This window comes from Vicinamibacterales bacterium, from assembly GCA_035699745.1.
GTDB lineage: Bacteria > Acidobacteriota > Vicinamibacteria > Vicinamibacterales > 2-12-FULL-66-21 > JAICSD01.
This window is the reverse complement of record DASSPH010000110.1, coordinates 35959-62239: the sequence shown is the minus strand read 5'-3', so window position 1 is coordinate 62239 and position 26281 is coordinate 35959. Positions and strand designations below refer to the sequence as shown.

General features: G+C 69.8%; 22 protein-coding genes. 10 read left to right on the top strand and 12 right to left on the bottom strand.

Annotated features, from left to right (window positions below; translation table 11 throughout):
• Nucleotides 1-15: 15 nt before the first annotated feature.
• The 6 genes from VFK57_25875 to VFK57_25850 all read right to left on the bottom strand — a co-directional run bounded on the left by VFK57_25875 (nt 16) and on the right by VFK57_25850 (nt 4191).
• Nucleotides 16-1917: a pilus assembly protein N-terminal domain-containing protein gene (locus tag VFK57_25875; GenBank protein HET7699175.1), complete on the bottom strand. Its 1902-nt coding sequence runs from the start codon at nt 1915-1917 to the stop codon at nt 16-18.
• A gap of 35 nt (nt 1918-1952) precedes the next feature.
• Complete coding sequence (gene cpaB, locus VFK57_25870; GenBank protein ID HET7699174.1) at nt 1953-2810, bottom strand: Flp pilus assembly protein CpaB; 858 nt, start codon at nt 2808-2810, stop codon at nt 1953-1955.
• A gap of 11 nt (nt 2811-2821) precedes the next feature.
• Nucleotides 2822-3250: a TadE family protein gene (locus VFK57_25865; protein ID HET7699173.1), complete on the bottom strand. Its 429-nt coding sequence runs from the start codon at nt 3248-3250 to the stop codon at nt 2822-2824.
• On the bottom strand, nt 3247-3738 hold the full coding sequence (locus VFK57_25860; GenBank protein HET7699172.1) for an A24 family peptidase: 492 nt from the start codon (nt 3736-3738) through the stop codon (nt 3247-3249). Before VFK57_25860 ends, VFK57_25865 begins: the two co-directional genes overlap by 4 nt.
• 7 nt (nt 3739-3745) lie before the next feature.
• Nucleotides 3746-3940, bottom strand: a complete 195-nt coding sequence (locus VFK57_25855) for a Flp family type IVb pilin (protein HET7699171.1) — start codon at nt 3938-3940, stop codon at nt 3746-3748.
• Nucleotides 3941-4005: 65 nt separating this feature from the next.
• Entirely contained in the window at nt 4006-4191 is a 186-nt protein-coding gene (locus VFK57_25850) for a Flp family type IVb pilin (protein HET7699170.1), read from the bottom strand.
• Between the two features lie 401 nt (nt 4192-4592).
• On the opposite strand from VFK57_25850, the gene VFK57_25845 reads away from it, so the two are divergent.
• The 7 genes from VFK57_25845 (at nt 4593) to VFK57_25815 (ending at nt 17125) form a co-directional block, all read left to right on the top strand.
• Nucleotides 4593-4865: a hypothetical protein gene (locus tag VFK57_25845; protein ID HET7699169.1), complete on the top strand. Its 273-nt coding sequence runs from the start codon at nt 4593-4595 to the stop codon at nt 4863-4865.
• On the top strand, nt 4866-6161 hold the full coding sequence (locus VFK57_25840) for a hypothetical protein (GenBank protein ID HET7699168.1): 1296 nt from the start codon (nt 4866-4868) through the stop codon (nt 6159-6161). It abuts the gene before it with no gap.
• A 180-nt stretch (nt 6162-6341) separates the two neighbouring features.
• Nucleotides 6342-8690: a helicase-related protein gene (locus VFK57_25835; protein HET7699167.1), complete on the top strand. Its 2349-nt coding sequence runs from the start codon at nt 6342-6344 to the stop codon at nt 8688-8690.
• A complete protein-coding gene (locus VFK57_25830; GenBank protein HET7699166.1) occupies nt 8681-11839 on the top strand; it encodes an N-6 DNA methylase in 3159 nt (1052 codons plus the stop codon). The genes VFK57_25835 and VFK57_25830 overlap by 10 nt, the downstream gene beginning before the upstream one ends.
• Nucleotides 11840-11962: 123 nt before the next feature.
• A complete protein-coding gene (nrfD, locus tag VFK57_25825) occupies nt 11963-13393 on the top strand; it encodes an NrfD/PsrC family molybdoenzyme membrane anchor subunit (protein ID HET7699165.1) in 1431 nt (476 codons plus the stop codon).
• 1 nt (nt 13394) lies between these two features.
• Complete coding sequence (locus VFK57_25820; protein ID HET7699164.1) at nt 13395-16073, top strand: molybdopterin-dependent oxidoreductase; 2679 nt, start codon at nt 13395-13397, stop codon at nt 16071-16073.
• Nucleotides 16073-17125, top strand: coding sequence for a GAF domain-containing protein (locus VFK57_25815; protein HET7699163.1), 1053 nt, complete (start codon nt 16073-16075; stop codon nt 17123-17125). Before VFK57_25820 ends, VFK57_25815 begins: the two co-directional genes overlap by 1 nt.
• 18 nt (nt 17126-17143) lie before the next feature.
• Here VFK57_25815 and VFK57_25810 read toward each other — a convergent pair whose 3' ends face one another.
• Together VFK57_25810 and VFK57_25805 are read right to left on the bottom strand one after the other, a co-directional pair.
• A complete protein-coding gene (locus tag VFK57_25810) occupies nt 17144-17458 on the bottom strand; it encodes a DUF1634 domain-containing protein (GenBank protein ID HET7699162.1) in 315 nt (104 codons plus the stop codon).
• Nucleotides 17455-18276, bottom strand: a complete 822-nt coding sequence (locus tag VFK57_25805; protein ID HET7699161.1) for a sulfite exporter TauE/SafE family protein — start codon at nt 18274-18276, stop codon at nt 17455-17457. The genes VFK57_25810 and VFK57_25805 overlap by 4 nt, the downstream gene beginning before the upstream one ends.
• A 48-nt stretch (nt 18277-18324) precedes the next feature.
• On the opposite strand from VFK57_25805, the gene VFK57_25800 reads away from it, so the two are divergent.
• Both VFK57_25800 and VFK57_25795 read left to right on the top strand, forming a co-directional pair.
• Nucleotides 18325-19689, top strand: a complete 1365-nt coding sequence (locus VFK57_25800) for a rhodanese-like domain-containing protein (protein ID HET7699160.1) — start codon at nt 18325-18327, stop codon at nt 19687-19689.
• Complete coding sequence (locus VFK57_25795) at nt 19686-20246, top strand: cysteine dioxygenase family protein (protein HET7699159.1); 561 nt, start codon at nt 19686-19688, stop codon at nt 20244-20246. The genes VFK57_25800 and VFK57_25795 overlap by 4 nt, the downstream gene beginning before the upstream one ends.
• A gap of 17 nt (nt 20247-20263) precedes the next feature.
• On the opposite strand, the gene VFK57_25790 is transcribed toward VFK57_25795, so the two are convergent.
• The 3 genes from VFK57_25790 to VFK57_25780 are packed head-to-tail and all read right to left on the bottom strand — an operon-like array spanning nt 20264 to nt 23283.
• Nucleotides 20264-20953 (bottom strand): lipid-binding SYLF domain-containing protein, encoded by a 690-nt coding sequence (locus VFK57_25790; protein HET7699158.1) that lies wholly within the window; start codon nt 20951-20953, stop codon nt 20264-20266.
• Between the two features lie 9 nt (nt 20954-20962).
• Entirely contained in the window at nt 20963-21895 is a 933-nt protein-coding gene (locus VFK57_25785) for a ketopantoate reductase family protein (GenBank protein ID HET7699157.1), read from the bottom strand.
• Nucleotides 21892-23283: an amino acid permease gene (locus VFK57_25780; GenBank protein HET7699156.1), complete on the bottom strand. Its 1392-nt coding sequence runs from the start codon at nt 23281-23283 to the stop codon at nt 21892-21894. The genes VFK57_25785 and VFK57_25780 overlap by 4 nt, the downstream gene beginning before the upstream one ends.
• Nucleotides 23284-23329: 46 nt before the next feature.
• Between VFK57_25780 and VFK57_25775 the strand changes: the two genes are divergently transcribed.
• Nucleotides 23330-24997, top strand: a complete 1668-nt coding sequence (locus tag VFK57_25775; protein ID HET7699155.1) for an amidohydrolase — start codon at nt 23330-23332, stop codon at nt 24995-24997.
• Here the strand turns inward: VFK57_25775 and VFK57_25770 are convergent.
• Entirely contained in the window at nt 24979-26280 is a 1302-nt protein-coding gene (locus tag VFK57_25770) for an amidohydrolase family protein (protein HET7699154.1), read from the bottom strand. The genes VFK57_25775 and VFK57_25770 overlap by 19 nt on opposite strands.
• Nucleotide 26281 lies beyond the last annotated feature (1 nt).

Genomic DNA, 26281 nt, shown 5'->3' with positions numbered 1-26281 from the left:
CTCCCGGGAGGCGTCTTACTGGTTGCCCTTTTTCTTGGCTTCGGCCTGGTAGGCTTCCTGCGCCTGCTTCAGGCGGGCGGCGGCCTCGGCGAGCGTCTTCTCGTGCTTCCGCAGCTCGGCCTGACGCTTCCGCTCCTCCTCCTGGTTCTTCTTGGCGACGGCGGCCTCGCGCTTCGCGCGCTCGTCGTCGAGCTTCTTCTGGCGCTCGCGCTGCTGCGCCGCCTTCTTCTCGGCGGCCGCCCGATCCTCGGCGGCCTTCCTCTGCGCCTCCGCGGCCTTCTTCTGCTCGTCGCGGAGACGCGCCGGATCGACCTTCGGCGCCGGCGCGGTCTCGACCTGCATCGGCATCGCGGCCGCGGGGGACGCCTCGCGCACGGCGGCGCCGTTCGCCGCCGGGGCGGCGTTCATCGGCGCCGGGCTCGCCGGCTTCGGCGCGGCGTACTGCGGCACGGGCGCCTGCGGCGCCATCGCCGCGTCGCCGCCGGTGCGCGGCGGCTGCTGTCCGGCCGCCGGGTAGCGCGGCGAGCCGATGTACGCATCAGGCTGCGGCAGACGCTTCGACGGCGCGCCGAGATACGGCTCGACCGCGGTCGGCAGCCCCTGCGACACGCCCGCCGACCCGCGGCGGATGATCGACGGCGTGATCATCACGACCAGCTCGGTCTGCTGCTTCTGATACGCGCGGCTCTTGAACAGATAGCCGAGCACGGGGATGTCGCCGATGCCGGGAATCTTCGACATCGTCGAGGAGACGGTGTTGTTCATCAGACCGGCGATGGCGAACGTCTGGCCGTCCTGGAGCTCCACTTCGGTGTCGGTGCGGCGCGTCGACAGCGCCGGCACGCGGAAGCCCGAGATGTTGACGCCGTTGCCGAAGTCGAGCGAGCTGACCTCGGGCCGGACCTTGAGGTTGATGAGATCGCCGCCGAGCACGGTCGGCGTGAAGGTCAGGCGGACGCCGAACTCCTTGAACATGATCGTGACGGCGTTGCTGTTGCCGCCCGACTGCACCACCGGGTAGGGATACTCACCGCCGGCGAGGAAGCTGGCTTCCTTGCCGTTCAGCGCAATCAGGTTCGGCTCGGCGAGGCTCTGGAACAGCCCCTTCGACTGCAGCGCCTTCATCACGGCGCCGACGCCGTGCTTGGTGTTGAACAGGAACACGTTCAGGTAGTCGCTGAACGTCAGCCCGCCGGGACGATCGGAGTCGAAATCCGGGGCGGGGAACTGCTGCGTCGAGGTGCGGCCGTACCAGTCGTTCTTGAAGCCGTTGGCGACGAACGACGCGCCGAGCTCCTGCAGCGCGCTGCGGCTCACTTCCGCGAAGCGCACGCGCAGCATGACCTGGTTGGAGGCCACGCCTTCCTGCTGCTTCAGCAGGTTGACGACGTATTCCTTCTTCTCGACGTAGCCGCCGGCGACTTCCGCGGCCTTGTCGATGACGTACTTGCTCGAGACCGTGCCGGACAGCACGATGTCCTTGCCGCTGCCCATCACCGTCAGCGGCTCACCGGGGAACAGCTCCTTGAGCTGGGCGATGAGGTGGGTCAGGTCGCGGCGGACGCTGACCTCGTAGGTCTTGATCCCGCCGGCGCGGTCCCACACGAACAGCGAGATCGTGCCGGGCGTCTTGCCGTGGATCAGGAGCTGCGACGGCGCGGTCACCATCGCGTCGGCGACGTCGGGCACCGTCAGCGAGACGCGCGCGATCGCCGAGCCGACGTTCAGGATCGTCGATCGCCCGACCAGCAGATCGACGGCAGTCGCGCTCGTGGTCGTCGCTTCGGGCCCGGCGGCGATGACGCCGGAGCCGCTCGCGAACGCCACCGGCTGCTGCGCCTGCGGCGTCGCCACGAGCACGACGATGATGTAGATGACCAGCGCGGCGACTCTCGCGGCGCGGCGACGGGATGTCATGGGTCCTCCAGGCTGCTGCTGTGATTGGCGCGTCGTCATTTGATCACCTCGGACGAGCGCTTGTCGCCGCGAATGATTTCAACGGTCGGGAGCGGAGCCGCTACCGGGACGTCGTTCGTCACCGGTCCAGGCGTCTTGCGCGCGGTCTTGGTCGTCGGGCCCGCCGAACGGGCCGCCGGCTTGGTCATGCCGAGCAGCACGGCGGGCTTGATGCCGGGGGTCTCGGGGGCGCTGGTATCGAGCGGATTGCGCAGCGCGAGCTGAATCTTGCCTTCCGTGCTGGCCAGCGCGAGCCGCTCGGACTGCTCGGGATAGACGAGCAGCGTCACCACGGTGACCTGCATCGGCTTGCCCTTCTCCTGGTCCTGCTCCATCCGGGTGCCGGCGGTGAGCACCTGCACGTTGGAGAGGATCACCTTGGAGGTCGCATCCTGCGGCGAGCCGTTCGGGCTGGCGGTCGCGAGCACGTCGACGCGCGTGCCCGGCAGCACGTAGCCGGCGACGCCGATGACCTCGTTGACCCGCACCGACACCGCGCGCATGCCGTCGGGGATGACCGGCGGCAGCCCGGCGCCCGCTTCCTTCGAGGCGAGCTTGGCGTTCAGCACGATCTCGTTCTTGACCATCGACACGATCAGCCCGCGGCCGAGCACGTCGGCCGGCTTGGCGAACGCGCCTTCGGGCGCGGCGCCGACCGGGAAGTTGACGACGGTCAGGTCTTCCTTCTTCAACTCGGCGCCGAGGGGCAGATCCGCCGCCGCCACGACCACGGGCTGGGTCGGCGCGGTGACCGTCTTGACCGGCTGCGTGTTGATCGCGTTGTAGGTCCCGTAAGCGAGACCTCCGCCGGCGATTACTGCCAGCGCGAGAACGGCAAAGATTCGGTTGCGCATATGTCCCTCGGTTACTCGTTCCGCATCACTGTGGCGGCCTTCATCGTGATCGGCGCGCCGGTTTTGGTGTCGGTGGGGGCGATCAGCTTCACCACCGGATTGAGGACCATGAACTCGAACGGATAGAGGACCTCGACCGACGAACCGGTCGTCCCGGTGCCGGTCACCGCGGTCGTCCGGTTGATGGGGATCTTGTCGTCGCCCAGCGTCTTCAGGCCGGCGAGGCTCAGGTAGTCGTTGACGCGGGCCCGCACCTGGGCGTCGGTCGACCCCTCGATGACCGCGAGTCTCGCCCCTTCGCGGGCGGCATTCACCAGCACCTGCTGCGTCTGGTAGGCGCGGCCGAACTCGAAGATGCCTACCGAGATGAGCAGGATGATCGGAACGGTGATTGCCGCCTCGATCAGCGCCGCGCCCTTTTCACTGCGGATGCGTTTCATTTGGCCACCATCAGGGAGATCAGTGTTCCCGTCGCGATTGCCGGTCCGTAGGCGAAGCGATTGGCGCGGGCCGGCGACTCGATCGCCTTCCGCACGCCTGCCGGAGAGGTCACCAGGCGGCCGGCGTCCTGCAGCGTCGTCGCCAGGATGCCGCGCTGCGTCGCCACGGCCAGGGCGAACAGGCCGCCCGCCACCGCCGAATACAGGAAGGCGCGGAAGGTGAGGTCGGGTCCGAGCATCGTGCCGACCGCGGCCATCAGCTTCACGTCGCCGGCGCCGGTCGCACCAATCAGGTGCCCCGGCATCATGAGCAGCAGTCCCGTCAGCAGCCCGAGCGCGGCCTGCATCGGCGTCACCACGCCGCCGCCGAACGCGAGACCGAATCCGGCGCCGGCGATCGAGCCGGTCAGCCAGTTCGGAATCCGCCGCGTACGGACGTCCGTGTAGACGGCGGTCGCGAGCCCGAGCGTGAGGACGAGGACTGGCACCATGACTCTAGAAATTGGCTCCGATGCTCTGCCAGAACACGTTGTAGATGGTCTGGCCGAGCGTGCCGACCGCGCCGACCGCGACGATCGCGATCAAGGCCGCCAGCAATCCGTACTCGAGCAGGTCCTGCCCCTCTTCCGAGGTCGGGAACTTCTCGTTGGCGATTCGCAGCAGCGTGTCAACGGCGTTGGGTGACGGCATCGGCTGACTCCTCGAAAAATGAGGCCGGGAGCGTGACGCTCCCGGCCTCGCTGCGTGGTGCGCTATTACGCGCCCGCCGCTCCACCCAGCTTGTCGGCGATGGTCTGGAAGATGGTCTTCACGGAACCGCCGGCCGCCGTGACCGCCGCGATCGCCACGAGGGCGATGAGCGCCACGAGCAGCGCGTACTCGAGCAGGTCCTGACCCTCTTCGTTACGAACGAACGACTTCGCAAAGTTAACGAGCTGCATGAGTCCTCCTGGGACGTTGTGCACCGCGGGGGCGGTGCGATGTGCGGCGCGGGCCGCATTACGCGTTGGTTGAACTGCGCGGCACCACGCCGCGTCGCAGCCCCCCTAATCGCAACCGACGTGCCACGGGCGGTGCCGCGCCGGTGCGATGTGCCTGCAACATCCTTCACGTCCGTGAGTTGCGGCGATCCCCACCGGCCGGTTCGTGCGCCGGGCGGCGCCCGCCGGCGGCCCGCCGCCACGCCAGTTTCGTATCCGCCGACGCGAATTTCGTGGTTCGCCGGGCGCGGCGCCGGGCCCCAATCGCGCACATGTGCGGATTTCCGCCGGATCTCGCGCGATCCGCCGACGGCACGTCACTTGCGATTAAAGGATGCGAGCCCTGAGAGGGGGAAACCGCTATGAACCTGCAATTCGCAAAGCGTCAGGGTGCGCTTTCCGCGGTGGTCTTCGCCGGGATCATGTTCGCCCTGGTGTCGGTCGACGCCCGCGTGCGCGACCACGTGTCCGGACTCATGAGCAGCACGGCGAGCGTCGCGCCCTTGAGCAGCCGCGTTTCCGATCTCGTCGACGCGCTGTGGACCGCGGCGAAGTATCAGAGCATCGAGAACGCACCGCTGGTGGTCTTCGCCACGGTGGGCATCGTGCTGACGATCTTCATGGTCAAGAGTTAAGTGCCGCAGCCGCTAGTACTCGCGATCGAGCCCGATCTTCGCCAGGCCGCCATCGTCAAACGCATCGTCCGCGAGAAGGCGCTCGCCGACGTCGTCGTCGTCGACTCGCGGGACGCGGCGATCCAGGCGATGCGCACCAGCATGCCGGACGTGCTGCTGCTCAGCGCGCTGCTGTCGCCGCGTGACGAAGACGAACTGATCGCGCACCTGAAGACGCTCGAGCACGCCGGCCACCTGCAGACGCACACGATTCCGCAGCTCGCCTCGTCGCTCGACGCCGGCGACGACACCGGCTCGCGCGGCCTGTTCTCGGCCTTCCGCCGCAAGAAGGACCCGGCGCAGGTCTCCGGATGCGATCCCGATCTGTTCGCGGACGAGATCCGCGTCTACCTGCAGCAGGCGGCGGACAAGAAGCTGCTGCTGGCGCAGACGTCGTACACGGCGCAGGCGCACCGTCCCGGCCCTGCGGTCCCGTCGCAGGCGGCGACCGCGGATCCCGAGGAGCCGGCGGCGCCGGAGTCGGCGTGGTCTTCCCCGTTCGAATGGAAGCCGGCATCGTCCTCGCGGTCGTCGAAGTCGTCCGAGAAGCCGGCCGCTCACAAGCGCGGGCCCGCGCCCGCCCCGGCACCGGCACCGGCACCCGTCGTCACCGCCCCGGCTGCGGAGGCGCCGTCGATCATCATGCCCGCGATCGACGAACCGATCGTCAGGCCCGCGGCGGATGTACCGATCGTCGAGCCCGCGGCGTTCGAGCCGCCGATCGTCAAGCCGGCCGCGGCAGAACCGCCGCCGGAGCCGGTGGCGATCCAGCCGCCGATCGCGCCCACCCTGGAGGCGTTCACGTCCGCCCTTGCCGTTCCGGCCAGGGCCGATGAGCCGCCGGCCAAGGCGCCGCGACCGGTCGCGGCGCAGACCGACACGCCTGCCGAGTCCGCGCCACCGCCGGCGCCGGCGAAGAAGAGCGCCAGGCCGGCCGACGCGCCGAGACCGAAGGCGGTCGCGGACCGCCTGCCGAAGCTCACCGGACGCGTTCACCTGCAGGATCTGCTGCAGCGGTCCAGGCCGTCGGACGGCAGCGGCCGCGATCGTCTCGGCCCGCTGGCACGGTGGGCGCGCAGCGACGCACCGCGCCCGGTGAAGGGGGCCGCCGTAACGAGCGACGACGTGCGGTCGTTGATCTCGTCGCTCGCAGTGCCATCCACCGTCGCCTCGGTCGCATATGCGCGCGGGGTCCGCATTCGGCGCGTTCGGGTGCCGGTATCGCCGGACCAGGACGCGGTCCAGGCGTCCGCGTAGCCCGCGCGACGCCGAATCGGCCGCGGGCCGCGGCACGTCCATTGCCATCCGCCGGGCGGCGCAGATCGCCACCCCGCGGAAATGCCGGCAAATTCGATCGACGATCGCAATACGCGCGAAGACGCCTTTCCTGCGCCATCGCAGCCGCTGCCACGTGCGCTCAGTGCGGGGGCCTGGGTCGTGGCGCGCGGCCATCGGTGTCGGCTCGAGACGACGGTCCGCCACACCGATTGCGACGAACTCCACCTCACGCGAGAGGCGGACGGCACCAGGCGGATTCTCCTGTGGCCGTTCGACCGGCCGGCCGTCTGCGCCGATCAGCGGCGGCCGCGCGCCGTTCGTCTGCGTGTCTGGGCGGCGTCGGTGCTTCGAGACGCCGCGCGCACGATCGACCCGCTGACCCCTCGAAGCAGGCGATCCTCGGCCGATCTCATCGCCTTTCAACTCGCGCCCGCGGTTGCGGCCGCGGGAGGCGTCTGCCGCCTGCTGCTCGCCGACGAAGTGGGATTGGGCAAGACGATTCAGGCCGGGTGGATTGTGAGCGACGTCCTGGCGCGCGATCCCGACGCGCGGATCCTGCTCGCCGTACCGGCGGGCGTTCGGCACCAGTGGGCGTCAGAACTGGCCGGGCGCTTCAACCTCCAGCTCTCCGTGGTCGACGCGCGCTGGTTGCGCAACACGGTCGCGGACATTCCCGGCGACTCGAGCCCGTGGACGGCGCCCGGCATCTATGTCGGATCGATCGACTTCCTGAAGCGGCCCGACGTAGCGGAGGGGATCGCCTCGCATGTCTGGGATCTGCTGGTCGTCGACGAAGCGCACACGGCCGCGGCGCCGACCGACCGTCACACCGCGCTGCAGCGGTTTGCGGCGAGATCGCGCCGCGTCGTTGCGATCACCGCCACGCCATATTCGGGGACCCCGGGATCGTTCGCGTCGCTCGCGTCGATCGGTGCGACTCCTGCGGCGGCGCCGCCGCTGATGTTCCGGCGCTCGCGCGCCGACGTCGGCGATGCGCGCCGGCGGCGGCACCGGTTCGCGCGGGTGCGCACCTCCGGCGTCGAGGGGCGCTTTCAGCGGCTGCTCGAGCGCTACAGCCGGGACGTGTGGAACGAGCCGCTCGCGGACCGCGACGCCGCCAGGCTTGCGGTCACGATCCTGCGCAAGAGGGCGCTGTCGTCGCCGGCGGCGGCCGCGCAGTCGCTGCGACGGCGCCTCGCGCTCCTGCAGGGGCGCGGCAGGATTCCCCGTCAACTGGCGCTGTTCGAAGACGATGATCCGCTCGACGACGAGGTCGCGCCCGGCTCGCTGGCGGCTCCGGGGCTGGCCGACGCAGCACGGGAGCACCGCTGCCTGGCCGCCCTCATCGCCGCGGCAGACGCCGCCGCCGGAACCGACTCGAAGCTGCGCTACCTGCGCCGGTTGGTCGGGCGGGTTCCGCGCGAATCGCTCGTCGTCTTCACCGAATATCGCGACACGCTGCTGCAGATCGCGGCCGCTCTCCCGCCATCGCTGCAGCTGCACGGCGGGCTCGCCTCGCCGGATCGCGCCGCCGTTCAACGGCGGTTCAATGCCGAGGGCGGCCTGCTGCTCGCGACCGACGCGGCGGCCGAGGGACTCAACCTTCACGAACACTGCCGGATGGTCGTCAACTACGAGCTGCCGTGGAATCCGGCACGACTGGAGCAGCGCATCGGCCGCGTCGATCGCATCGGGCAGCGGCGCACGGTCCATGCGCTGACGCTCACCGCCCGCGACACCGCCGAGGATCTGGTGATCGGGAACCTCGCGCGGCGGCTCTCGCGCATCGTTGCCGCGCTGGGGGCGGACGACCGTCTCGGCGCGTTTCTCGACGACGCACGCACCGCCGGGATCGTCATCGGCGGCGATGCCGTCGAGGCCCTGCCGGACGGCCGGGAGAACGACACCGTGGCGATCCTTCGTCACGATGGCGATCCGGGACGGTCGGGTGAAGCCGCACGTCAGATCGCGGCGCACCGCCGCATCGCCGGGACGCGCGATGACAGCGGCCGGAACGTCCTCGTCAGCAGCATGCGTGCGAGAGCCGGCACGCCGCCGCCCGGGTACGTCGCTGCCCTGTCGTGTACCGCGCGAACGATCGAGGGCTTCCCCGTCGCCGTGCGCCAGTTCCTGCTGCATCTCGAGGCCAGTCCCTGCCGGCCCTGCACCGCCGGCGACGTGCGCCGCGCCGCGGCGCCGGTCATCGAGCGGCTGAACACCTCGCGTCTTCCTGCCGTCGACGTCTGGTTCGCGGGCGTCTGCGACGCGCACGACGCGGCGGCAGCTGCGATGGCCGCGCGGGAGCGGGAGCTGAGCGATCGGCCGCGCGACCGCGCCGCGGTTCAGCCGGGCTTGTTCGACCGCCGCGCTCTGGCGGAAGCGGCGCGGATCGTCACGACCGAGGATCGGCTGCGGCAGACGCACCTCGGCGAGATCGAGCGCCTCGAACGATCGCGGCCCCTGCATCTGAGTTGCGGCGTCTCGGCGGTGCTGATTCTGTGGCGCTGAAGAGCATCGGCGGTTCGCTGGCGTCCGTCGAGCTGCTGGAGGAGCTCGGTACGTTCGACGCGCGGATCGCGCCGCTGAGACGGACGCTGGCCGAGGCCCGGCGGGCGCTCGGCCCCGCGAGCACGGCGCGCCAGATCTTCGATCATCAGCTCGGACCGATCCTGAACGTTCTCGGTTTGGACGTGCAGATCCTGCGCGGGGATTCGACCGAGGTCGTCGCGGCTGCGGGTCGCGGCAGTACTGCCGCAGCGGTAGCGGCGGCGGGCGGCTGGGGAGCCGATCTCCACCGGCTGCGCCGCCGCACCCGACGGGACGCGCCAGTCCGTGCACGCTGGTGGATTGGCAGCAATGGCACGACCGCGCGCCTGGTGGACGCGACGCGCGCGTACACGCGGCGTTCGCTCGACCTCGATCTGCTGCGCCTGGAAGACGATGACACGGCGCTTGCGGCCACGCGGCGGTTGTTCGATGCCGACGCCGACACGCCGCTTGCGACGCTCGAACGGATCGTCGCCGCATCCGACCGTCACTGCGCGGCCGTCGGGCGCTCGCTGCAGAACGGCGTTCGCGAGGCGCTGGCGCGGCTGGTGGATGGGTTCGCGCGCGGACGCAGACGTCCCCCCGATCCGGCCGTCTCGTTCGCCGATGCGCTCACCGTCGTCTACCGCATTCTCTTCCTGCTGTTCGCGGAGGCGCGCGGCCTGGTGCCCCAATGGCATCCGGTCTATCGGGAGAGCTACACGATCGAGTCCCTCCGACCTGCCGTCGAGTCGCGCGCCGCACCCGTGGGACTGTGGCAGTCGCTCCAGGCGATCGCTCGCCTCGCGCATCGCGGCTGCGCCGCGGGATCGCTGCACGTCGTCCCCTTCAACGGGCGGCTCTTCGCGCCGGCGGCCGCACCACTGGCGGACTCGTTCGTCGTCGACGACAGCGTGGCGCGCGACGTGCTCCTGGCGGTCACGACGCGTCCGGGCGCGGACCGCCGCGAGCGCATCTCCTACCTCGATCTCGGCGTCGAGCAGCTTGGCGCCGTGTACGAGCGCGTGCTGGATTTCACACCGGGCGAGCCGCGGCGCAAGCCGACCGGCACCTTCTATACCCCTCGCGCCATCACCGAGTACCTCGTCCGCCGGACGCTGGCGCCGCTGGTGCGCGGCCGCTCACCGCAGGAGATCCTGTCCCTGCGCGTCATCGATCCCGCGATGGGAAGCGGCGCCTTTCTGGTGGCGGCGTGCCGTTTCACGGCGGATGCCTACGAGGAGGCGCTGATCGCGAGCGGTGAGGCCTCCCGTGCGGACCTCACGGCGGCCGATCGCGCCGGTTTCAGACGACTGGTGGCCCAGCGCTGCCTGTACGGAGTCGACGTGAATCCCATGGCCGTGCAGCTCGCCAGGCTGTCGCTCTGGCTGTGCACGCTTGCCGCCGACCGGCCGCTGTCGTTTCTCGATCACCATTTGCGGAGCGGCAACAGCCTGGTCGGGGCGTCGGCGGCGGATATGGCGCGGCAGCCGCCCGGCCGCGGCAGCCGGCGGCCAGGGCAGCCGCTGCCCTTGTTCGACGCCGAGGCGCTCGTCGCCCGCATCGGAGCGTCGGTGGAAATGCGTGCGGCGCTCGCCATGACTCCCGACGACTCAGCGACCGTCGTGAGAGGGAAGGAGCGCTCGATGGACCGGCTCGCCGGGGAGCACGGACCTCTCGCGCCGTGGCGTGTGCTCGCGGACGCGTGGTGCGCGGCATGGTTCTGGCCGGACGGCGAGACCGCGCCAGGCGGCCGGGCCTGGACGGCGTTCAGCAGCGCGCTGCGCGGCGAGGCATCGGGTCTTCCTCCCGCCGTGGAAGCACGGTGGAGGGACGCGTCCGCCAGACTCGCCGCGTCCCACCGGTTCTTCCACTGGCAGCTCGAGTTCCCCGAGATCTACTTCGACGCCTCGGGCCAGCCGCTCGAGCGGGCCGGTTTCGATGCGGTAGTGGGCAATCCGCCCTGGGCGGCGGCCCGAGGCTTGTCGGCCTTTTCCCGCGAGTCCGGCTGCTACGCGCTCCAGGGCACGGGGCACGCCAATCTGTATCAACTGTTCGCCGAGCGAATGCTCCAACTGACGCGACCCGGCGGACGCGTCGGCATGCTGATGCCGTCGGGGCTGCTCGCCGATCACGGCTGCGCGGCTCTGCGCCGGCGGCTGTTCGACGGCTTCGCGGTGGACGCCGTGCTCGGACTCGACAATCGCGACGCGCTGTTTCCGATTCATCGCGGTCTGCGGTTCTCGCTGATCACCGCTTCGGCCGCCGGGTCGACCGCCGCATTGCAGATGCGGTGCGGCATTCGCAGCGCCGACGCGCTGGACGACGTGCCGGATGCGGGATCGGTGCCGTCGGCCATTGCCGTGCCGCTGGCGCTCGTGCGCCGGTTCAGCGGCGAAGGGCTCGCCGTACCGGACCTGGAGCACGAGCGCGATCGCGCAATTCTGGCGCGCATCCTCACGCTCGCTCCGGCGCTCGCCGGCGACGATGGCTGGCGGGTCCGGTTCGGCCGCGAGCTGAACGCGACGGACGACGCGCCGAACTTCGCCGCGGCGGGCCTGCCGATCGTGGAAGGCAAGCTGCTCGATCCGTATCGTCTCCGTGTCGAAGAGGCGCGCGCCTTCATCGGCTCCGCGGCGGCGGCGCGGCTGCTCGGCGATCGCTTCGAAGGGCCGCGCCTCGGCTATCGCGAGGTGGCCTCGTCCACCAACCGGCTCACACTGATCGCGGCGATGATCCCGGCGCGCGTCGTCACCACGCATACGATTTTCTGCCTGCGCGACCGCGTGGACGAGACGCTGCAGTGGTTTCTGTGCGGGATCTTCAACAGCTTTGCCGCCAACTATCTGGTGCGCCTGCGGGGCGGCACGCACGTGCCTGCCGCCGTCATCCACCAGCTGCCGGTGCCGAGAGTGCCTCGCGAGTCCGTGCTCTTCACGCGCATCGCGTCGCTGGCGCGCGCCGCCGCAGACGACGAGGCTGCGCGCGCCGAGGTTCACGCGCTCGCGGCGATCGCCTATGGACTCGGCGAGGAAGATGTGATTCACGTGCTCGCGACCTTTCCGCTCGTGAGCGAGTCGGAGCGAACCGCCGCGCTCGCCGCGTTTCGGCGCACGCGGGATGCGATATAGTTTTTCTGCTCCATGGCCAATTACGGCTTCGCCATCGACCTCCGAAAGTGCATCGGATGTCATGCCTGCACCATCGCCTGCAAAGCCGAACACGAGATTCCGATTGGCGTGAATCGATGTTGGGTGAAGACGGTCGAGAAAGGCGCCTTCCCGGACACCCGCCGCTTCTTCTTCCCGGTCCTCTGCAATCAGTGCGCTGACGCCCCGTGCGTGCGCATCTGCCCGACGAGCGCCCTGTTCAAGCGCCGCGACGGGATTGTCGATCTCCATGGCGACAGTTGCATCGGCTGCCGCGCCTGTATGGAGGCGTGCCCGTACGATCAGCTGTTCATCGACCCGAACACGCACACCGCCGAGAAGTGCAACTTCTGCGCGAACCGGGTCGAGAACAAGCTGCTGCCGGCGTGCGTGAGCGTGTGTCCGACCGAGTGCCGGATCTTCGGCGATCTGGACGACCCGGCGAGCGAGGTCGCGCGCATCGTGCAGCGCGAGGCGTTCATGGTGCGCAAGCCCGAGAAGGGCACGGGACCGAAGATCTTCTATCTCGGCGCCGAGGAGAGTGCGATCCGGCCGGAAGCGGCGGTACGCCCGCTGTACTACCGCGAGGGCGAGGTTCACCTGCGGCCGGTGGGGGCGCCGGACGAGGATCCGGCGTCGCCGGCCGAACCGCGCGTCGACTATGACGTCCCGCATGGCAAACCGTGGGGGATCGACATGGTCCTCTATCTGTTCATGAAGGCGGTGTCGACCGGAGTGATGCTCGTGGCGGCGCTGCTCTGGATTCTGTCCGCCGAGCGAACCGCGTTGACGATGCTGGTGGCGCCCGCGCTGTCGCTCCTGTTCCTTGCCGCGACGACCGCCGTCCTGATCGCCGATCTCGAGCGCCCGGCACGCTTCTACTACATCCTCACGCGACCGAACTGGCGATCATGGCTCGTCTGGGGCACATGGTTCCTCGTCGCCCATGGCGCCATCAGCACGCTGTGGCTGGGAGCCGGGTGGCTCGGTGGGTACGCCGGCGAGGGCGTCGTCAGCGTGCTGCTGGCGCCGGCGATCGTGTTCGCGACCCTGGCGACGGCGTATACAGGCTTCCTTTTCGCCCAGGGACTTGGGCGCGATCTCTGGCAGGGGCCCCACGCGGCGATTCATCTGATCGCGCAGTCCGGGGTCGCCGGTGCCGCTGTCCTGCTCGGCATCAACCAGGTCTTTCACGTCGGCTCGCCGGACGCGTCGGTGGTGCTGGCGGCCGTGCTCTTTTTCAGTCTGCTGATGCATTTGATGATCGTCGTGTTCGAGAACCTGCTGGCCTCCAGCCCGACCCGCCATCACGAGCTCGCCCTGCACACGATTCGGCGGGGCGCGTACGCGCCGCTGTTCTGGAGTGTCGTGATCGCGGCCGGCGGCGTGCTGCCGCTGCTCCTCTATCTCCTCGCCGGCGCGGTGTCGAGCGGCGAAACGGCGATCGTCATGCTGATGGCTGTTCTCGCGCTCGCCGGCAGCGCGGCGTGGGAATACATCTGGGTGGAGGCGGGACAGTCGGTCCCTCTGAGCTGATATGGCCACGGACAGGATGACGCCCGGCTTCCGCTCCCACCCCGATCCGTCGGAGTGGGACAACTACACCGACTACGAGTCCACCAGCTGGCCGAGGAAGGAGCGGCGCCGCTACTGGATCGTTCCGTCGATCTGCTTCAACTGCGAGTCGGCCTGCGGCATCCTCGCCTACGTCGACAAGGAGAAGCTGGACGTCCGCAAGATCGAGGGCAACCCGGTGCATCCGGGCAGCCGCGGCCGCACCTGCGCGAAAGGGGTGGTCACCCCCAACCAGCTCGACGACCCCGATCGCATCCTCTATCCGCTGAAGCGGACCGGGGGGCGCGGCCAGGGGGGCTGGGCGCGCGTGACCTGGGACGAGGCGCTGACTGAGATTGGCGGGCGCATCCGGAAAGCAATCGAGGAAGGACGCCGCCACGAGCTGATGTACCACGTCGGCCGCCCCGGCGAGGACGGCTACGCCAATCGCGTCATCCAGGCCTGGGGACTCGACGGCCACAACAGCCACACCAACGTCTGCTCGTCCTCGGCGCGGCTGGGGCATTTCCTCTGGACCGGCGCCGACCGCCCGTCCCCCGACTACGCCAACGCCCGAACGATCCTGCTGCTGTCGTCCCACCTGGAGACCGGGCACTACTTCAATCCGCACGCGCAGCGGATCATCGACGCGCAGTCTCAGGGTGCGACGGTCATCACGATCGATCCCCGGCTGTCGAATTCCTCGGCCAAGGCCAATCTCTGGCTGCCGGCGTATTCGGGTACCGAAGGCGCGCTGCTCCTCGCGATCGCACGCATTCTGCTGCACGAGGATCTGTTCGACAGGAAATTCGTGCGCGACTGGGTCAACTGGCGCGACTACCTGCAGGCGCTTCATCCCGGCCGGCCGGAGACGTTCGAGACCTTCGTCGACGTCCTGAAGGAGGAGTACGCGCAGTTCACGCCGGAGTTCGCCGCCGCCGAAACCGGCGTCGCCGCGGAACGCATCGTCGAAGCGGCACATGCGATCGCCCGCGCCGGCAGCCGCTTCGCCACGCACAGCTGGCGCGCCGCCGCGGCGGGCAACCTGTGGGGCTGGCAGATCACGCGCTGCCTCTATCTGCTGGTCGTCCTGACCGGCAGCGTCGGCACCGTCGGCGGCGTGAACCTGCACGTGACGAACAAGTTCGTCCCCAAGCATCCCAACCCGCCGCCGGCACCGGAATACTGGAACGAGCTGCTGTTCCCGCGCGAGTTCCCGCTGTCGTTCCACGAGCTGAGCTATCTGCTGCCCCACTTCCTCAAGGAGGGGCGCGGGAAGCTCGACGTGTACTTCACCCGCGTCTACAACCCGCTGTGGACGAACCCCGACGGGTTCTCGTGGATGGAGGTGCTGCAGGACGAGCAGAAGATCGGCCTGCACGTGTCACTGTCGCCGACCTGGAGCGAGACGGCGTGGTTCGCCGATTACATCCTGCCGATGGGACTCGGCACCGAGCGCCACGACACGATGAGCCAGGAGACGCATGCCGGGCAGTGGCTCGGGTTCCGCCAGCCGGTGCTGCGGGTCGCGCGCGAGAAGGCAGGCGAGACGTTCACCGCCACGCACGAATCGAATCCCGGAGAGGTGTGGGAGGAATCGGAGTTCTGGGTCGCGCTCAGCTGGAAAATCGATCCGGACGGCGCCCTCGGCATCCGCAAGTTCTTCGAGAGCCCGTATCGTCCCGGCCAGCCGATCACGATGGACGAGTACTACGGCTGGATGTTCGAACACTCCGTCCCCGGACTGCCCGAGGCCGCGGCGAAAGAGAGTCTCACGCCCCTGCAGTACATGCGCAAATACGGCGTGTTCAAGGTGTCCGAGAACACCTACAGCCGTGACTTCGAGAAGAACGGCTTCAAGACCCCGTCCGGCAAGCTCGAGTTCTACTCGAAGACGCTGGCCGACTGGGGCTGGCCTGAACATGCGATCCCGCGCTATGTCCCCGGCCACGTGCACTGGCGCGACCTGAAGCGGGAAGACGGAGAGTTCGACCTCCTGCCGAATTTCCGGCTGCCGACGCTGATTCACACCCGATCGGCGGTCAAGTGGCTGTACGAGATCTCGCACAGCAATCCGCTCTGGATCGCGACCGCCGATGCGTCGCGCTACGCGCTTCGCACGGGCGACCTCGTCAGGGTCCGGACGCGAATCGGGTATTTCGTGACCCGCGTCTGGGTCACTGAGGGGATCCGGCCCGGCGTGCTGGGCATGTCGCACCATCTCGGCCGCTGGCGACTGAACGAGGATCTCGGCGGCGCGCGGAACGCGACGGCGCTGGTCTCGATCGCGCGCGATCCGGGCGGGCGCTATCGCATGCGCCAGCAGCACGGCGCGCGTCCCTTCGAGAGCAACGATCCGGACAGCGCCCGAATCTGGTGGAGCGAGGTCGGCGTTCACCAGAACCTGACCTTCCCGGTTCAACCCGATCCGGTCAGCGGGATGCACTGCTGGCACCAGCGGGTCCGCCTCGAGCGCGCCCGGCCCGAAGATCGGTACGGGGACATCGAGGTCGACACGGAAAAGGCGCACCAGGCGTATAAAGAATGGATGCAGTTGACGCGGCCGGCGCCGGGACCTGACGGGACCCGTCGTCCATCCTGGTTCGACAGACCGCTTCGTCCGGTAGCGGCCGCCTACAAGCTGCCTGCGGCGATCGGCTGATGTTTCGCGACCACCGCGCCCCGCTGTGGGTGATCTGGGGCCTCGTCGCCCTGTTCGGCGTCGTCCAGGCGTCAGCCTGGATTGTCGCGGGCGGCATCCCCACCCGTCCGCTCGTCCTCGTCCAGGTGATCACCGCCTGGATCGTGATGCTGCTGCTGGCGGCGCTGGCGACGCAGCGCCTCGGCACGCTCGCCGAGCGCATCCGGGCGCACGAGTCCACTCACCAGCAGAACCTCGGCGAGATCGAGCAGCTCCAGAACCACAACGCGATGCTCGAAATCATCGCCCGATCGGTCGACGTCACGCTGGCGTTCCAGGGCCTGGCGGCGCGGCTCTCGCACGTCGTGCCGTGCGATCGAATCGGGCTCGCGCTGCTCAGCGAGGACGGCGACGAGTTCCAGACCTACACGGCACGGGTCTCGGAGGAAGAGCGCCGCAGCCGTCCCCGTCCGGAGATCGTCTTCAAGGTCGATCGCACGGTTCTCGGCGGCGTCGTCCGCTCGCGCGAAGCGCTGATCGTGCCCGACGTGTCCGCCGCCGCCGCCGATTTCCTTGACGCCAACGTCCTCCATACGTCCGGCTTCGGCTCGGCGCTGATCGTGCCGCTGGTCTCGAAAGGGCGCGCGGTCGGCACGCTGAACCTCGTCCAGCGCGCCAGGAACGCGTATCGCCCCGAGCACGTCCGCGCGGTTCAGCCAATCGCGGAAGTGTTCGCCGTCGCGATCATCGCCCAGCAGCTCCAGGTGTCGCTCGGCAAGTACCGGACCATGGAGGCGATGTCGGATCTGACGCTGTCGATCGCGGCGGAAATCAACAGCGCGCTGCAGATCATCATCGGGCACTGCGATCTGCTCGATCGCGCCTATCCGGACCCGCACCTGCAGCGCGACCTGGCGACCGTCATCGTGCAGGCGCAGAGAATCGCCGGGCTGCTCGAGAAGATGCGCTCGGCGGCGCACGAGCGGATGAAGGAAGTCGAAGCGGCGGTGGAGCAGGCGGGAATCCCGTCGAGCCCCGAGGCGTTCGTGAACTCGCGTCCCTTCGAAGTCTAGCCGCGGGGCGGCCGCGGCCTACCCGCCGGACCTCGTCAACGCGAGGGTGACCGTCACCGCCAGCAGCACGAACACCATGACGGTCGTCGCCACGAAGAACCAGTCGCGCATCCTCACGTACACCACCAGCGAGACGACGACGCGCAGGATGGGCGTTGCCATCAGCACCATCAGCCCCAGCGTGAGCATTGCGTTCGCGAAGCCGGATGGCCCGGCGGCCATCCATGCGGCGAGCCCGGTGGCGAGGCAGGCGGCAGAGGCGATCACGCCGGCCTGGAGCAGGCGTCCGAGCACCAGCTCGAGATGCTGCAGGGTCGCCTCGCTCGTTCTCACAGCAGCGCCTTCCTGAAATACAGCAACGACACGGCGCCCAGCACGACGGCCATCAGCGCCTTGAGCCACTTGGCGCGGGCGCGGCCGCCGAACCACAGGCCGGCGCGCGACCCGGCCAGCACGCCGAGCACCGCCGCGGCCGCGGTCGGCGGATCGACCTGACCGCGGGCGTAGAACAGCGGGAGCGACGCCGCCGCGGTCACGCCGATCATCAGCGCGCTCGTGGCCGCGGCGGGACGCAGCGGCACGCCGCACCAGGCGTTCAGGATCGGGACCTTGAGGATGCCGCCGCCGATCCCCAGCGCGCCCGAGACGGCGCCGGCGATCGCGGACGCGCCGAGCGCGACCGGCAGGCGCTTCACGCGGTAGGCCACGTCCCGGCCGGACTCGGCTTCGAAGTAGCGGCCGCCGAGGATGCCGGTGTCGGCGTCGGCGTCGAGCACGTTGCGCTTCTCGAGCCGCGTCACCATCAACGCCGCGATCACGGCGGTCACGACCGCGAAGGTGATGTAGAGCGTGCCCGGCGAGAGGCGTTCGACGGTGATCCCGGCGGCCAGCCCGCCCGCGGCGGACGCCACCTCGAGCACCATGCCGAGGCGAAGATTGATCGTATTGCGGCCGGCGGCGCCGGCGGAGACGGCGCTCGACGTGGCGATCACGGTCATCAGGCTGACCGCGCGGGCGATCTCGAAGTTCATGCCGAGGCCGGCGTTCAGGAACGGCACGAGGAACACGCCGCCGCCGATGCCGAGGAGCGACCCGAGACCGCCTGCGACGGCGCCCGCGCAAACGACTGCGGCGGCGAGTAGCAGGGTCATTGTGGGTGTATGATTTTTTCCGGCGGGATAACTCGGGAATTCTATCGCATGTTCCAACGATTTTTCGACGAGGGTCTCGCGCAGGCGTCGTTCCTGATCGGCTGCGGCCGCACCCGACAGGCCGTGGTGATCGATCCGCGGCGCGACGCCGCGATCTACACCGCCGCGGCAGCGCAGCACGGCGCCGCCATCGTCGCCGCCATCGAGACCCACGTGCATGCCGATTTCGTCTCGGGCGCGCGCGAACTCGCCGCCTCGGGCGCGCGCGTCATCACCGGACCGTCATCCGGCGTGCGGTATCCGCATCAGCAGGCCGGTGACGGCGAGACGCTCGCCGTCGGCGACGTGACGCTCACGTTCCTTCACACCCCCGGACACACTCCCGAACACATCTGCATTCTCGCCGCGGCGCCCGGCCAGCCCGCGCGGCTGTTCACGGGCGACCTGCTGTTCGTCGGCGCCGTCGGGCGGCCGGACCTGCTCGGCGACGAGCAGACGGCACGGCTCGCGCGCGATCTCTTCACGTCATTACAGCGCGTCATGCAGCTGGACGACGACGTCGAAGTGCATCCGGGACACGGCGCCGGCTCGCTGTGCGGGGCCGGCATCGGCAAGGAGCCCTCGTCGACGATCGGCCGCGAACGGCGGCAGAACGCGCTGCTGCACCACACCGATCGCGACGCCTTCGTCGAGGCGGTGCTCGGCGACATTCCGCCGACCCCTCCGTACTTCGCGCGGATGAAGCGCGTCAACGCCGAAGGGGCAGCGCTGCTCTCATCCGTGCGCGGTGCCGGCACGCTGCCGGCAATCGCCCCCGCGGCGGTGGCGGCGCTGGTTGCCGACGGCGCCGTGCTGATCGACTTGCGCTCCGCCGGGGAATTCGGCACGGCGCATCCCGAAGGGGCGCTCAACATCGGGTTCGGTCCGAAGATCGGCTACTGGGCCGGCTGGGTGGTACCGCCCGACGTACCGATCGTGCTGCTGGCGGACGATCCGGCACAGGCGCCGGAGGCAGCGCTGCAGCTGCTGCGGATCGGCCTCGATCGGGTCGAAGGAACGCTGGCGGGCGGGTTCGACGCATGGTCGCGCGCCGGTCTGCCGGTGGCGGCGATCGACCAGGTGTCGGCCGCCGAACTGCGCGACGCGGTCGGCCGCCGCGAGCCGATGCAGCTGATCGACGTCCGGACGCCTCGGGAGTACACGGCCGGCCACGTCGACGGCGCGATCAACGTCCCGGTCGGAGAGATCCTCTCGCGCAGCGGCGAGCTGCGGCGCGACGCCCCGACGGCGGTCATGTGCGAAGGGGGCTTCCGGTCCGCGCTGGCGGCGTCGCTGCTCCAGCGCGAAGGGTTCACTCATCTGGCGAACGTCGCCGGCGGCATGGCGGCGTTTCGCGAGGCGGTGACGAGATGACGCGAGTACTGAACGATCCGCTCCGCTCCCGGCTGGACGCGGTCATTCACGCCGGGCGCCTCGACCGCGTGCCGGAGCTGGTGAAGGCGATTCTGGTGGACTCGATGCACTGCGGCTCCCTCGCGGTGCCCGACAGTTTCCGCGCGCCCATCGAAGGGACCTACGCGCGGCGCCTGCTGCATCGCGATCCTGACGGGCAGTACACGATGGTGGTCATGACGTGGGGTCCGGGACAGAGAACCGCGCTGCACGATCACGCGGGCATCTGGTGCGTCGAATGCGTGGTCGACGGCCGCATGGAGGTGGCCCAGTACGACCTGCGGGCGGAGCACGACGGACGCTACGAGTTCACCGAGCGCAGCCGGGTCCTGGCCGGGCGCGGTTCGGCCGGCTGCCTGATCCCGCCGTTCGAATATCACACGCTGGGGAACGCCGCCGACACGCCGTCAATCACGCTGCACGTCTACGGCGGCGAGATGGATCACTGCCACGTCTTCGAGCCCGCGGACGACGGTTCCTATCGCCGCGTGCGGAAAGCGCTCGCGTACCATAACTGACGCTCGGCGGCGGGGCTCTATTGTTTTCGCTCTGACAGGTTCTTCGGCGATCGCTGCGTCAGCACGTCGATCATCCCCTTGGCGGCGGACGGCACCGCGATCGAGCCCTTCACGATCTCGCGGGCCGCGATCTGGCTGCCGTAGACCAGGGTGTTCGCGTCATTGTCCGGACGGAGCGTCGATCCTTCGAGCGAGATGCCGGCGAACAGGCCGCGCGACCGCGAGTAGCTGAGCATCTCCGCCTTCATCTGGACGTCGGTCGCCGCCGCGGCGGAACGCCCCTTCGGACCGGCCGCCGCCGCCGCGTCGACCCCCAGCTTGACCTTGCTGCTCAGGACCGAGGTCGCGCCGCGGTCGTTCATGATCAACAGCACGTAGTCGGTGGACTGGCCCCCGAGCTGGAACCCGATGCTGCCCCCTTCGAGCGCCATCAGCGTCGGCGCGCTCCACGGGCCGGTGAAATCGTCGCCGGTGCGGCAGGTCATGGCGCCGCGGCCGTACGTGCCGCCGACGCCAACCGCGAACTTCTTCACATCCGGGAACACCACCACGCACTCCGCCTTGTCGAGCAGGTCCTTGGGAATGTCGTCGGGGATGTCGATGATTTCCTTCAGAACGGTGGCGCAGGCGCGGAGCCGATCTTCTTCCTTGCCTTGCGCGCCGAGGCTCACGGAGAGGCCCAGCACGGCGATCAGGACTTTCTTCATGCCCCAAGTCTACCGTTTCTCTCCGGCGGCGTGGAGCTTCAGCACCGCGTAGAGCGTGGACATGATCGGCGTCGGCACGCCGCGCGCCGCGCCGCGCCGCACGACCGTGCCGTGCAGCGATTCCACCTCGATCGGTTTTCCCTGCTGCAGATCGATCAGGAGCGACGATCGCATCGACCCGGGAATCCTGTCGACGTAGGGGACGATGCGCTCCACCACGTCGGCGGCGACCGGCACCCCCTCGGCGCGCGCCACCGCCTCGATCTCGCGGGAGCCGGCGAGGAACATCGACCTGACGAACGGGTCTCCCCAGATCGGCCCGATCGGCAGCCGCGCGGCGCCGGTGAAGCCGGCGAGGGCGGCGAGAAAGATGAACTTCTCCCAGATCGGCACGCGTCCGTCTTCGACGGGAAACGACTGGATGTCGGCGGCGGCGAACGCCTCGTGGATGCGCCTGACGCGCTCGCTCATCCGCGGCAGGTCGCCGAACGCCTCGCCGAACACGATGCGGCGGTGATCGCCCGTCTGCACGATCAGTCCGGGCGCTTCGAGCGCCGTCGCGATGTAGGTGGTGCCGCCGAGCGTGCGCGCTTCGCCGGCGATCGCCGCGACTTCCCCGGGACTGTCGACGCCGTTCTGCACCGTCAGCACCGCGGTCTCCGGCCCGAGCAGCGGGGTCAACCGCGGCAGCGCGGTCGGATTGTCGTAGGTCTTGACCGCGACGAGCACGAGATCCACCGGCCCGATTTTCGCCGTGTCCTCTTCGGCGCGGCCGCGGACGGTGAAATCGCCGAGGGCGGCGCTCCGGATTTCGATGCCGCGCTCGCGGATCGCCTGGAGGTGCGCGCCGCGCGCGATGAAGGCGACCTCGTGCCCCGCCCGCGCGAGCCTCGCGCCGTAATAGCCGCCGACCGCGCCGGATCCCAGAATGGCGATTCTCATGTCTTCTTCGAATACCAATACACCGGAAGCCCGACGGCAAGAAGCGCCAACCCCGCGACGGACTCGCGCGGACGCTCGATCAGCGTGTTGAGCACGACCGCGCCGGACGCCGCGATGTAGACGATCGGCACGATCGGATATCCCCACACGCGGTACGGCCGCGGCACGTCGGGCCGCAGCCTTCGCAGGCGGAACACGCCGAACGCGCCGAGCGCGTGCAGCAGCGTCGACGCGAACATCACGTAGGTGAACAGCTGTTCGTAGCTGCCCGACAACGCGAGCAGCGACGCCCAGCCGCCGAGCGCGACCAGCGCGACGTGAGGCGTGCGATAGCGCGGATGGACGGCGGCCGCCGCCGGCAGGAACACGCCGTCCCGCGCCATCGCGAACAACAGCCGGGCGCCGGCGAGCACCGCGGCGGCGTTGCAGCCGAGCGTCGACACCAGGACCGTCAGCGCGACGAAACTCGCGCCGCGGGTCCCCGCCAGCACCGAGGCCGCGCGCTCCGCCACCCGCGTCACCCCCTGCAGCTCCGCCATCGGCAGCGTGTAGAGGTACGCGACGTTCACGATGAGATAGATCGCCGTCAGCAGCGAGATGCCGATGATCAGCGCGCGGGGCAGATCCCGCCGCGGGTCCCGCATCTCGCCGGCAATCCAGGTGATGCAGTACCACGCGTCGTTCGCCCACAGCACCGCGATCATCGCGACGCCGAAGGCCGCCAGGGGCCGCGGCACGCTCGGGACGACAGGCGTCCACGCCGGCGAGACATCGGCGGCGATCAACGCCAGCACCGGCAGCGACGCGAGCCCGAGCACCTTGGCGATCGTCAGCAGCACGTTCGCCGCGTTCCCGCTCCGCACCCCGACGTAGTTGATCGCCACCAGCGCCGCAATCGACACGATCGCGACGATCTGCGCCGCCGACACCGTCCAGGTGCCGAGCGGCGTCGGCGCCGACCACAGGATCCGCGCCGTCGACAGCGAGGGGGCGAAATAGCTCAAATAGTCGGCGAACCCGACCGCCACAGCCGCGATCCCGCCGCTGAAGAAGATCAGCAGCGCCGCCCAGCCGTAGAGGAACGCGACCATCGGCCCGAATGCCTCGCGCAGATACACGTAGACGCCCCCGGAGCGCGGGAACATCGCCGCCATCTCGGCGTAGGTGAGGCCGGCGCTCAACGCAATCACCCCCCCGGCGGCCCAGGCCAGGAGGATCAGCGCCGGCGACGGCAGGGCGGAGGCCATCGTGCCGGTCGTCAGGAAGATGCCGGACCCGATGACGCTGCCCAGCACGAACAGGATGCCGGACCGCAGGCCGAGCGCCCGGACCAGCCCCTCCTCAGGGAGGGCCGCGCCGGCTGCCGGCGTCGTCAGCGGGGCTGCCACAGCGGCGACTTTAGCAGCCTTTCAGGGTGATAGAATCCGCAGTCTTATGGCCGCCCGCCTTGCCGGCTTCATCGTCGTCGCCATCGTGACGTCCACCGTGATCGCCGGCTTGATTGTCGGCGCGCAGCGCGACGACAACAGCGGACCGGTCGATCTGATCGTCCACAACGCGAAGGTGTATGCCGCCGACGATCTCGGCACCATGGCGGAGGCGGTCGCGATCCGCGGCAACAAGCTCCTCAAGGTCGGCAGCGAGCGCGAGGTGATGCGCTACCGCAAGCCGCAGACCACGGTGATCGACGCCAAGGGAGCCGCCGTGCTTCCCGGGTTCGACGACGCGCATGCGTCGCTGGTGGCCGGCGGACTGTCGCGCGAGGCCGTGCAGCTGTTCGGCGCCGCGACGCTCGACGACATCCGCGCGCGGATCGAGGCCTGGGTGGCGGCGCGCCCCGACGCGCCGTGGGTGACCGGCGTCGGCTGGTCCATCGACTCGGTCAGCGAGCCGACGCGCGCGCAGCTCGACGCGATCGTCTCCGATCGTCCGGCCCGGCTCCTCTCGCAGGACGGCCAGACGCTGTGGGTGAACTCGCAGGCGCTCGCACTCGCCGGAATCGCGCGCCGCACCGCCGCGCCGGCGCACGGCGCCATCCTGCGCGATCGCCGCGGCGATCCGACCGGGGTGCTCAAGGGGACGGCGATCGCGCTGATCGACAAGGCGGCGCCGAAGCCGACGCGGGAAGAGCGCGCCAAGGCGCTGCAGCTGGCGATTCGCGACGCGCAGCGCCAGGGGATCACCAGCGCGCACGATCTCGGCGCGTCGCCGGGTGACATGGACCTCTACGATGCCGCGCGCGAAGCCGGCCTGCTCGGCCTGCGGGTGTACGCCGCGGTTCAGGCGGAGCGCACCGCCGCAGCGGATCTCGACGCGATCGCGAAGCGCTACCCCGACGACCCGCTGCTGAAGACCGGCCTCGCGACCATCGCGTTCGACGGCTCGGTCGAGTCCCAGACCGCCGCGATGCTGTCGCCCTACGCGCCCCGCGGCAGCGGCGACGGCGACGCGGCGATGACGCCGGAGCAGCTCGCGGCGCTCGTGGCCGCGCTCGACACCCGCGGCTGGCAGGTCGCGATCGACGCCGCCGGCGACCGCGCCGTCCGCGCCGCGCTCGACGCCGTTGCCGCCGCCGCCAGGAGCGGTCAGGCGAAAAAGGCGCCGCGCCATCGCATCGAAGGCGTGGCCACGGTGGCAGCCGAGGACATTCCGCGTTTCGGCGCGCTCGGCGTGATTGCGTCGCTGCAGCCGCTGCACGCGACCGGAGATGCGCTGCTCACCTGGAGCAGGAATCTCGGCCCGGAACGCGCGGCGCTCGGCTGGCCGGCACGCAGCCTGAGCGCGGCAGGCGCGCACCTGACCTTCGGCACCGATTGGCCGCGGCTGCCGCTCGCGCCGCTCGACGGCCTTCGCGCCGCCGTCCGGCGCCCCGACCTGCACGCGCCGGAACAGCTGACGCTGAAGTCGGCGATCAACGGCTGGACGTCCGGCGGGGCGTGGGCGTCGTTCGACGAGCACCGCAAGGGCCGGCTGCGGGCCGAGATGCTCGCCGATCTCGTCGTCCTCTCGAACGACATCTTCGCCAGCGCCGCGAACCTCGCCGCCGCGGAAGTCGTGATGACGATCTTCGACGGCAAGATCGTCTACCGGCGCCCCTCGTAGGGGCGCACGACGGCGCCGCCTTTCATCACGAACCCGACGCGCCGCAGCGCGCCGATGTCGCGCGACGGGTCGCCGTCGACCGCAATCAGATCGGCCAGCAACCCGGCTTTGACCGCGCCGACCCTGTTCTCCATGTGCAGCACGCGCGCCGCAATCGAGGTGGCGCTCTTCAGCGCATCGCTCGCCGTCATGCCGTAGTTCACCATCAGCTCCAGCTCGCGCGCGTTGTCGCCGTGCGTGAAGACGCCGACGTCACTGCCGCTCAGGATCGTCACGCCGGCATCGAGCGCCGCCTTGAAGCTCGCGCGCTTTCTGGTGATGCCGGCGGGTTCCTGGCCCTCCCCCTTCTTCCAGCCCGCGTACTGTGCGGTCGCGTCTCCGGCGGCGAGTGTCGCGCACAGCGCGACGCCGCGCTCCTTCATCAGCTTGAACACTTCCGGCGTGCCGGCATCGCCGTGCTCGATCGTCTCGATCCCGGCGACGACGGCGCGGCGCATGCCCTCGGGAGTGCTCGCGTGCGCGACGACCGGACGGCCGCTGCTGCGCGCCGTGTCGACGATCGTCGTCAGCTCGTCGACCGAGAACGTCGGCGCCGCCTCGCCGCGCGCGCCCCAGCGGTAGTCGGCGTAGACCTTGATCCAGTCGGCGCCGTGCCCGATCTGATCGCGGACGACGCGGACGAGCGAGGCGCCGTCCGCCTCTTCGGCGCCCTGCGGCACCTGCCACTGGAGCGCGAACCCCTTCGGTCCGTAGCTGCCGGTCGCCACGATCGCCCTCGTCGTCGTCAGCAGCCGCGGACCGGGAATGATGCCCTGATCGATCGCCTGCTTGAGCTCGACGTCGGCGTAAGCGGCCCCTTCGGTGCCGAGATCGCGGACCGTGGTGAAGCCCGCCATCAACGTCGCACGCAGGTGGTTCGTCGCCCGCGCGATGCGCAGGCCGAGGCTCTCGTGAAGCACCTGATCGTTCCACGAGGTCTCGTTGTACGGGTGGAGCAGGACGTGCGAATGCCCTTCGACGAGACCCGGCAGCAGGGTCAAGCCGGGAAGGTCCACCACGGCCGCGGTGGGATCGGTCACCGTGGCGATTGGCCCGGCGGCATCAATCCGCTCGCCGCGAACGCGCACGCCCCATCCCTCGTGCATCGACTCGCCGTCGAACACCCGCGCGGGCCTGATGACCGTGACGGCGGCGGCGGGCTCGCGCGGAGGCGTCCGCTGGACCTGCGCGCCGAGCGCGACCGGGATGAGACAGAGCGACGAGAACAGCAGCCGTCCGCGCATG

Bases quoted from the DNA above. Each gene is read 5' to 3' on its own strand.
- VFK57_25845 (HET7699169.1), top strand. From the start codon at position 4,593: ATGAACCTGCAATTCGCAAAGCGTCAGGGTGCGCTTTCCGCGGTGGTC.
- VFK57_25815 (HET7699163.1), top strand. From the start codon at position 16,073: ATGTTTCGCGACCACCGCGCCCCGCTGTGGGTGATCTGGGGCCTCGTC.
- VFK57_25770 (HET7699154.1), bottom strand. From the start codon at position 26,280: ATGCGCGGACGGCTGCTGTTCTCGTCGCTCTGTCTCATCCCGGTCGCG.
- VFK57_25850 (HET7699170.1), bottom strand. From the start codon at position 4,191: ATGCAGCTCGTTAACTTTGCGAAGTCGTTCGTTCGTAACGAAGAGGGT.
- VFK57_25795 (HET7699159.1), top strand. From the start codon at position 19,686: ATGACGCGAGTACTGAACGATCCGCTCCGCTCCCGGCTGGACGCGGTC.
- cpaB (HET7699174.1), bottom strand. From the start codon at position 2,810: ATGCGCAACCGAATCTTTGCCGTTCTCGCGCTGGCAGTAATCGCCGGC.
- VFK57_25865 (HET7699173.1), bottom strand. From the start codon at position 3,250: ATGAAACGCATCCGCAGTGAAAAGGGCGCGGCGCTGATCGAGGCGGCA.
- VFK57_25785 (HET7699157.1), bottom strand. From the start codon at position 21,895: ATGAGAATCGCCATTCTGGGATCCGGCGCGGTCGGCGGCTATTACGGC.
- VFK57_25805 (HET7699161.1), bottom strand. From the start codon at position 18,276: ATGACCCTGCTACTCGCCGCCGCAGTCGTTTGCGCGGGCGCCGTCGCA.
- VFK57_25875 (HET7699175.1), bottom strand. From the start codon at position 1,917: ATGACATCCCGTCGCCGCGCCGCGAGAGTCGCCGCGCTGGTCATCTAC.
- VFK57_25855 (HET7699171.1), bottom strand. From the start codon at position 3,940: ATGCCGTCACCCAACGCCGTTGACACGCTGCTGCGAATCGCCAACGAG.
- VFK57_25790 (HET7699158.1), bottom strand. From the start codon at position 20,953: ATGAAGAAAGTCCTGATCGCCGTGCTGGGCCTCTCCGTGAGCCTCGGC.
- VFK57_25820 (HET7699164.1), top strand. From the start codon at position 13,395: ATGGCCACGGACAGGATGACGCCCGGCTTCCGCTCCCACCCCGATCCG.
- VFK57_25800 (HET7699160.1), top strand. From the start codon at position 18,325: ATGTTCCAACGATTTTTCGACGAGGGTCTCGCGCAGGCGTCGTTCCTG.
- VFK57_25775 (HET7699155.1), top strand. From the start codon at position 23,330: ATGGCCGCCCGCCTTGCCGGCTTCATCGTCGTCGCCATCGTGACGTCC.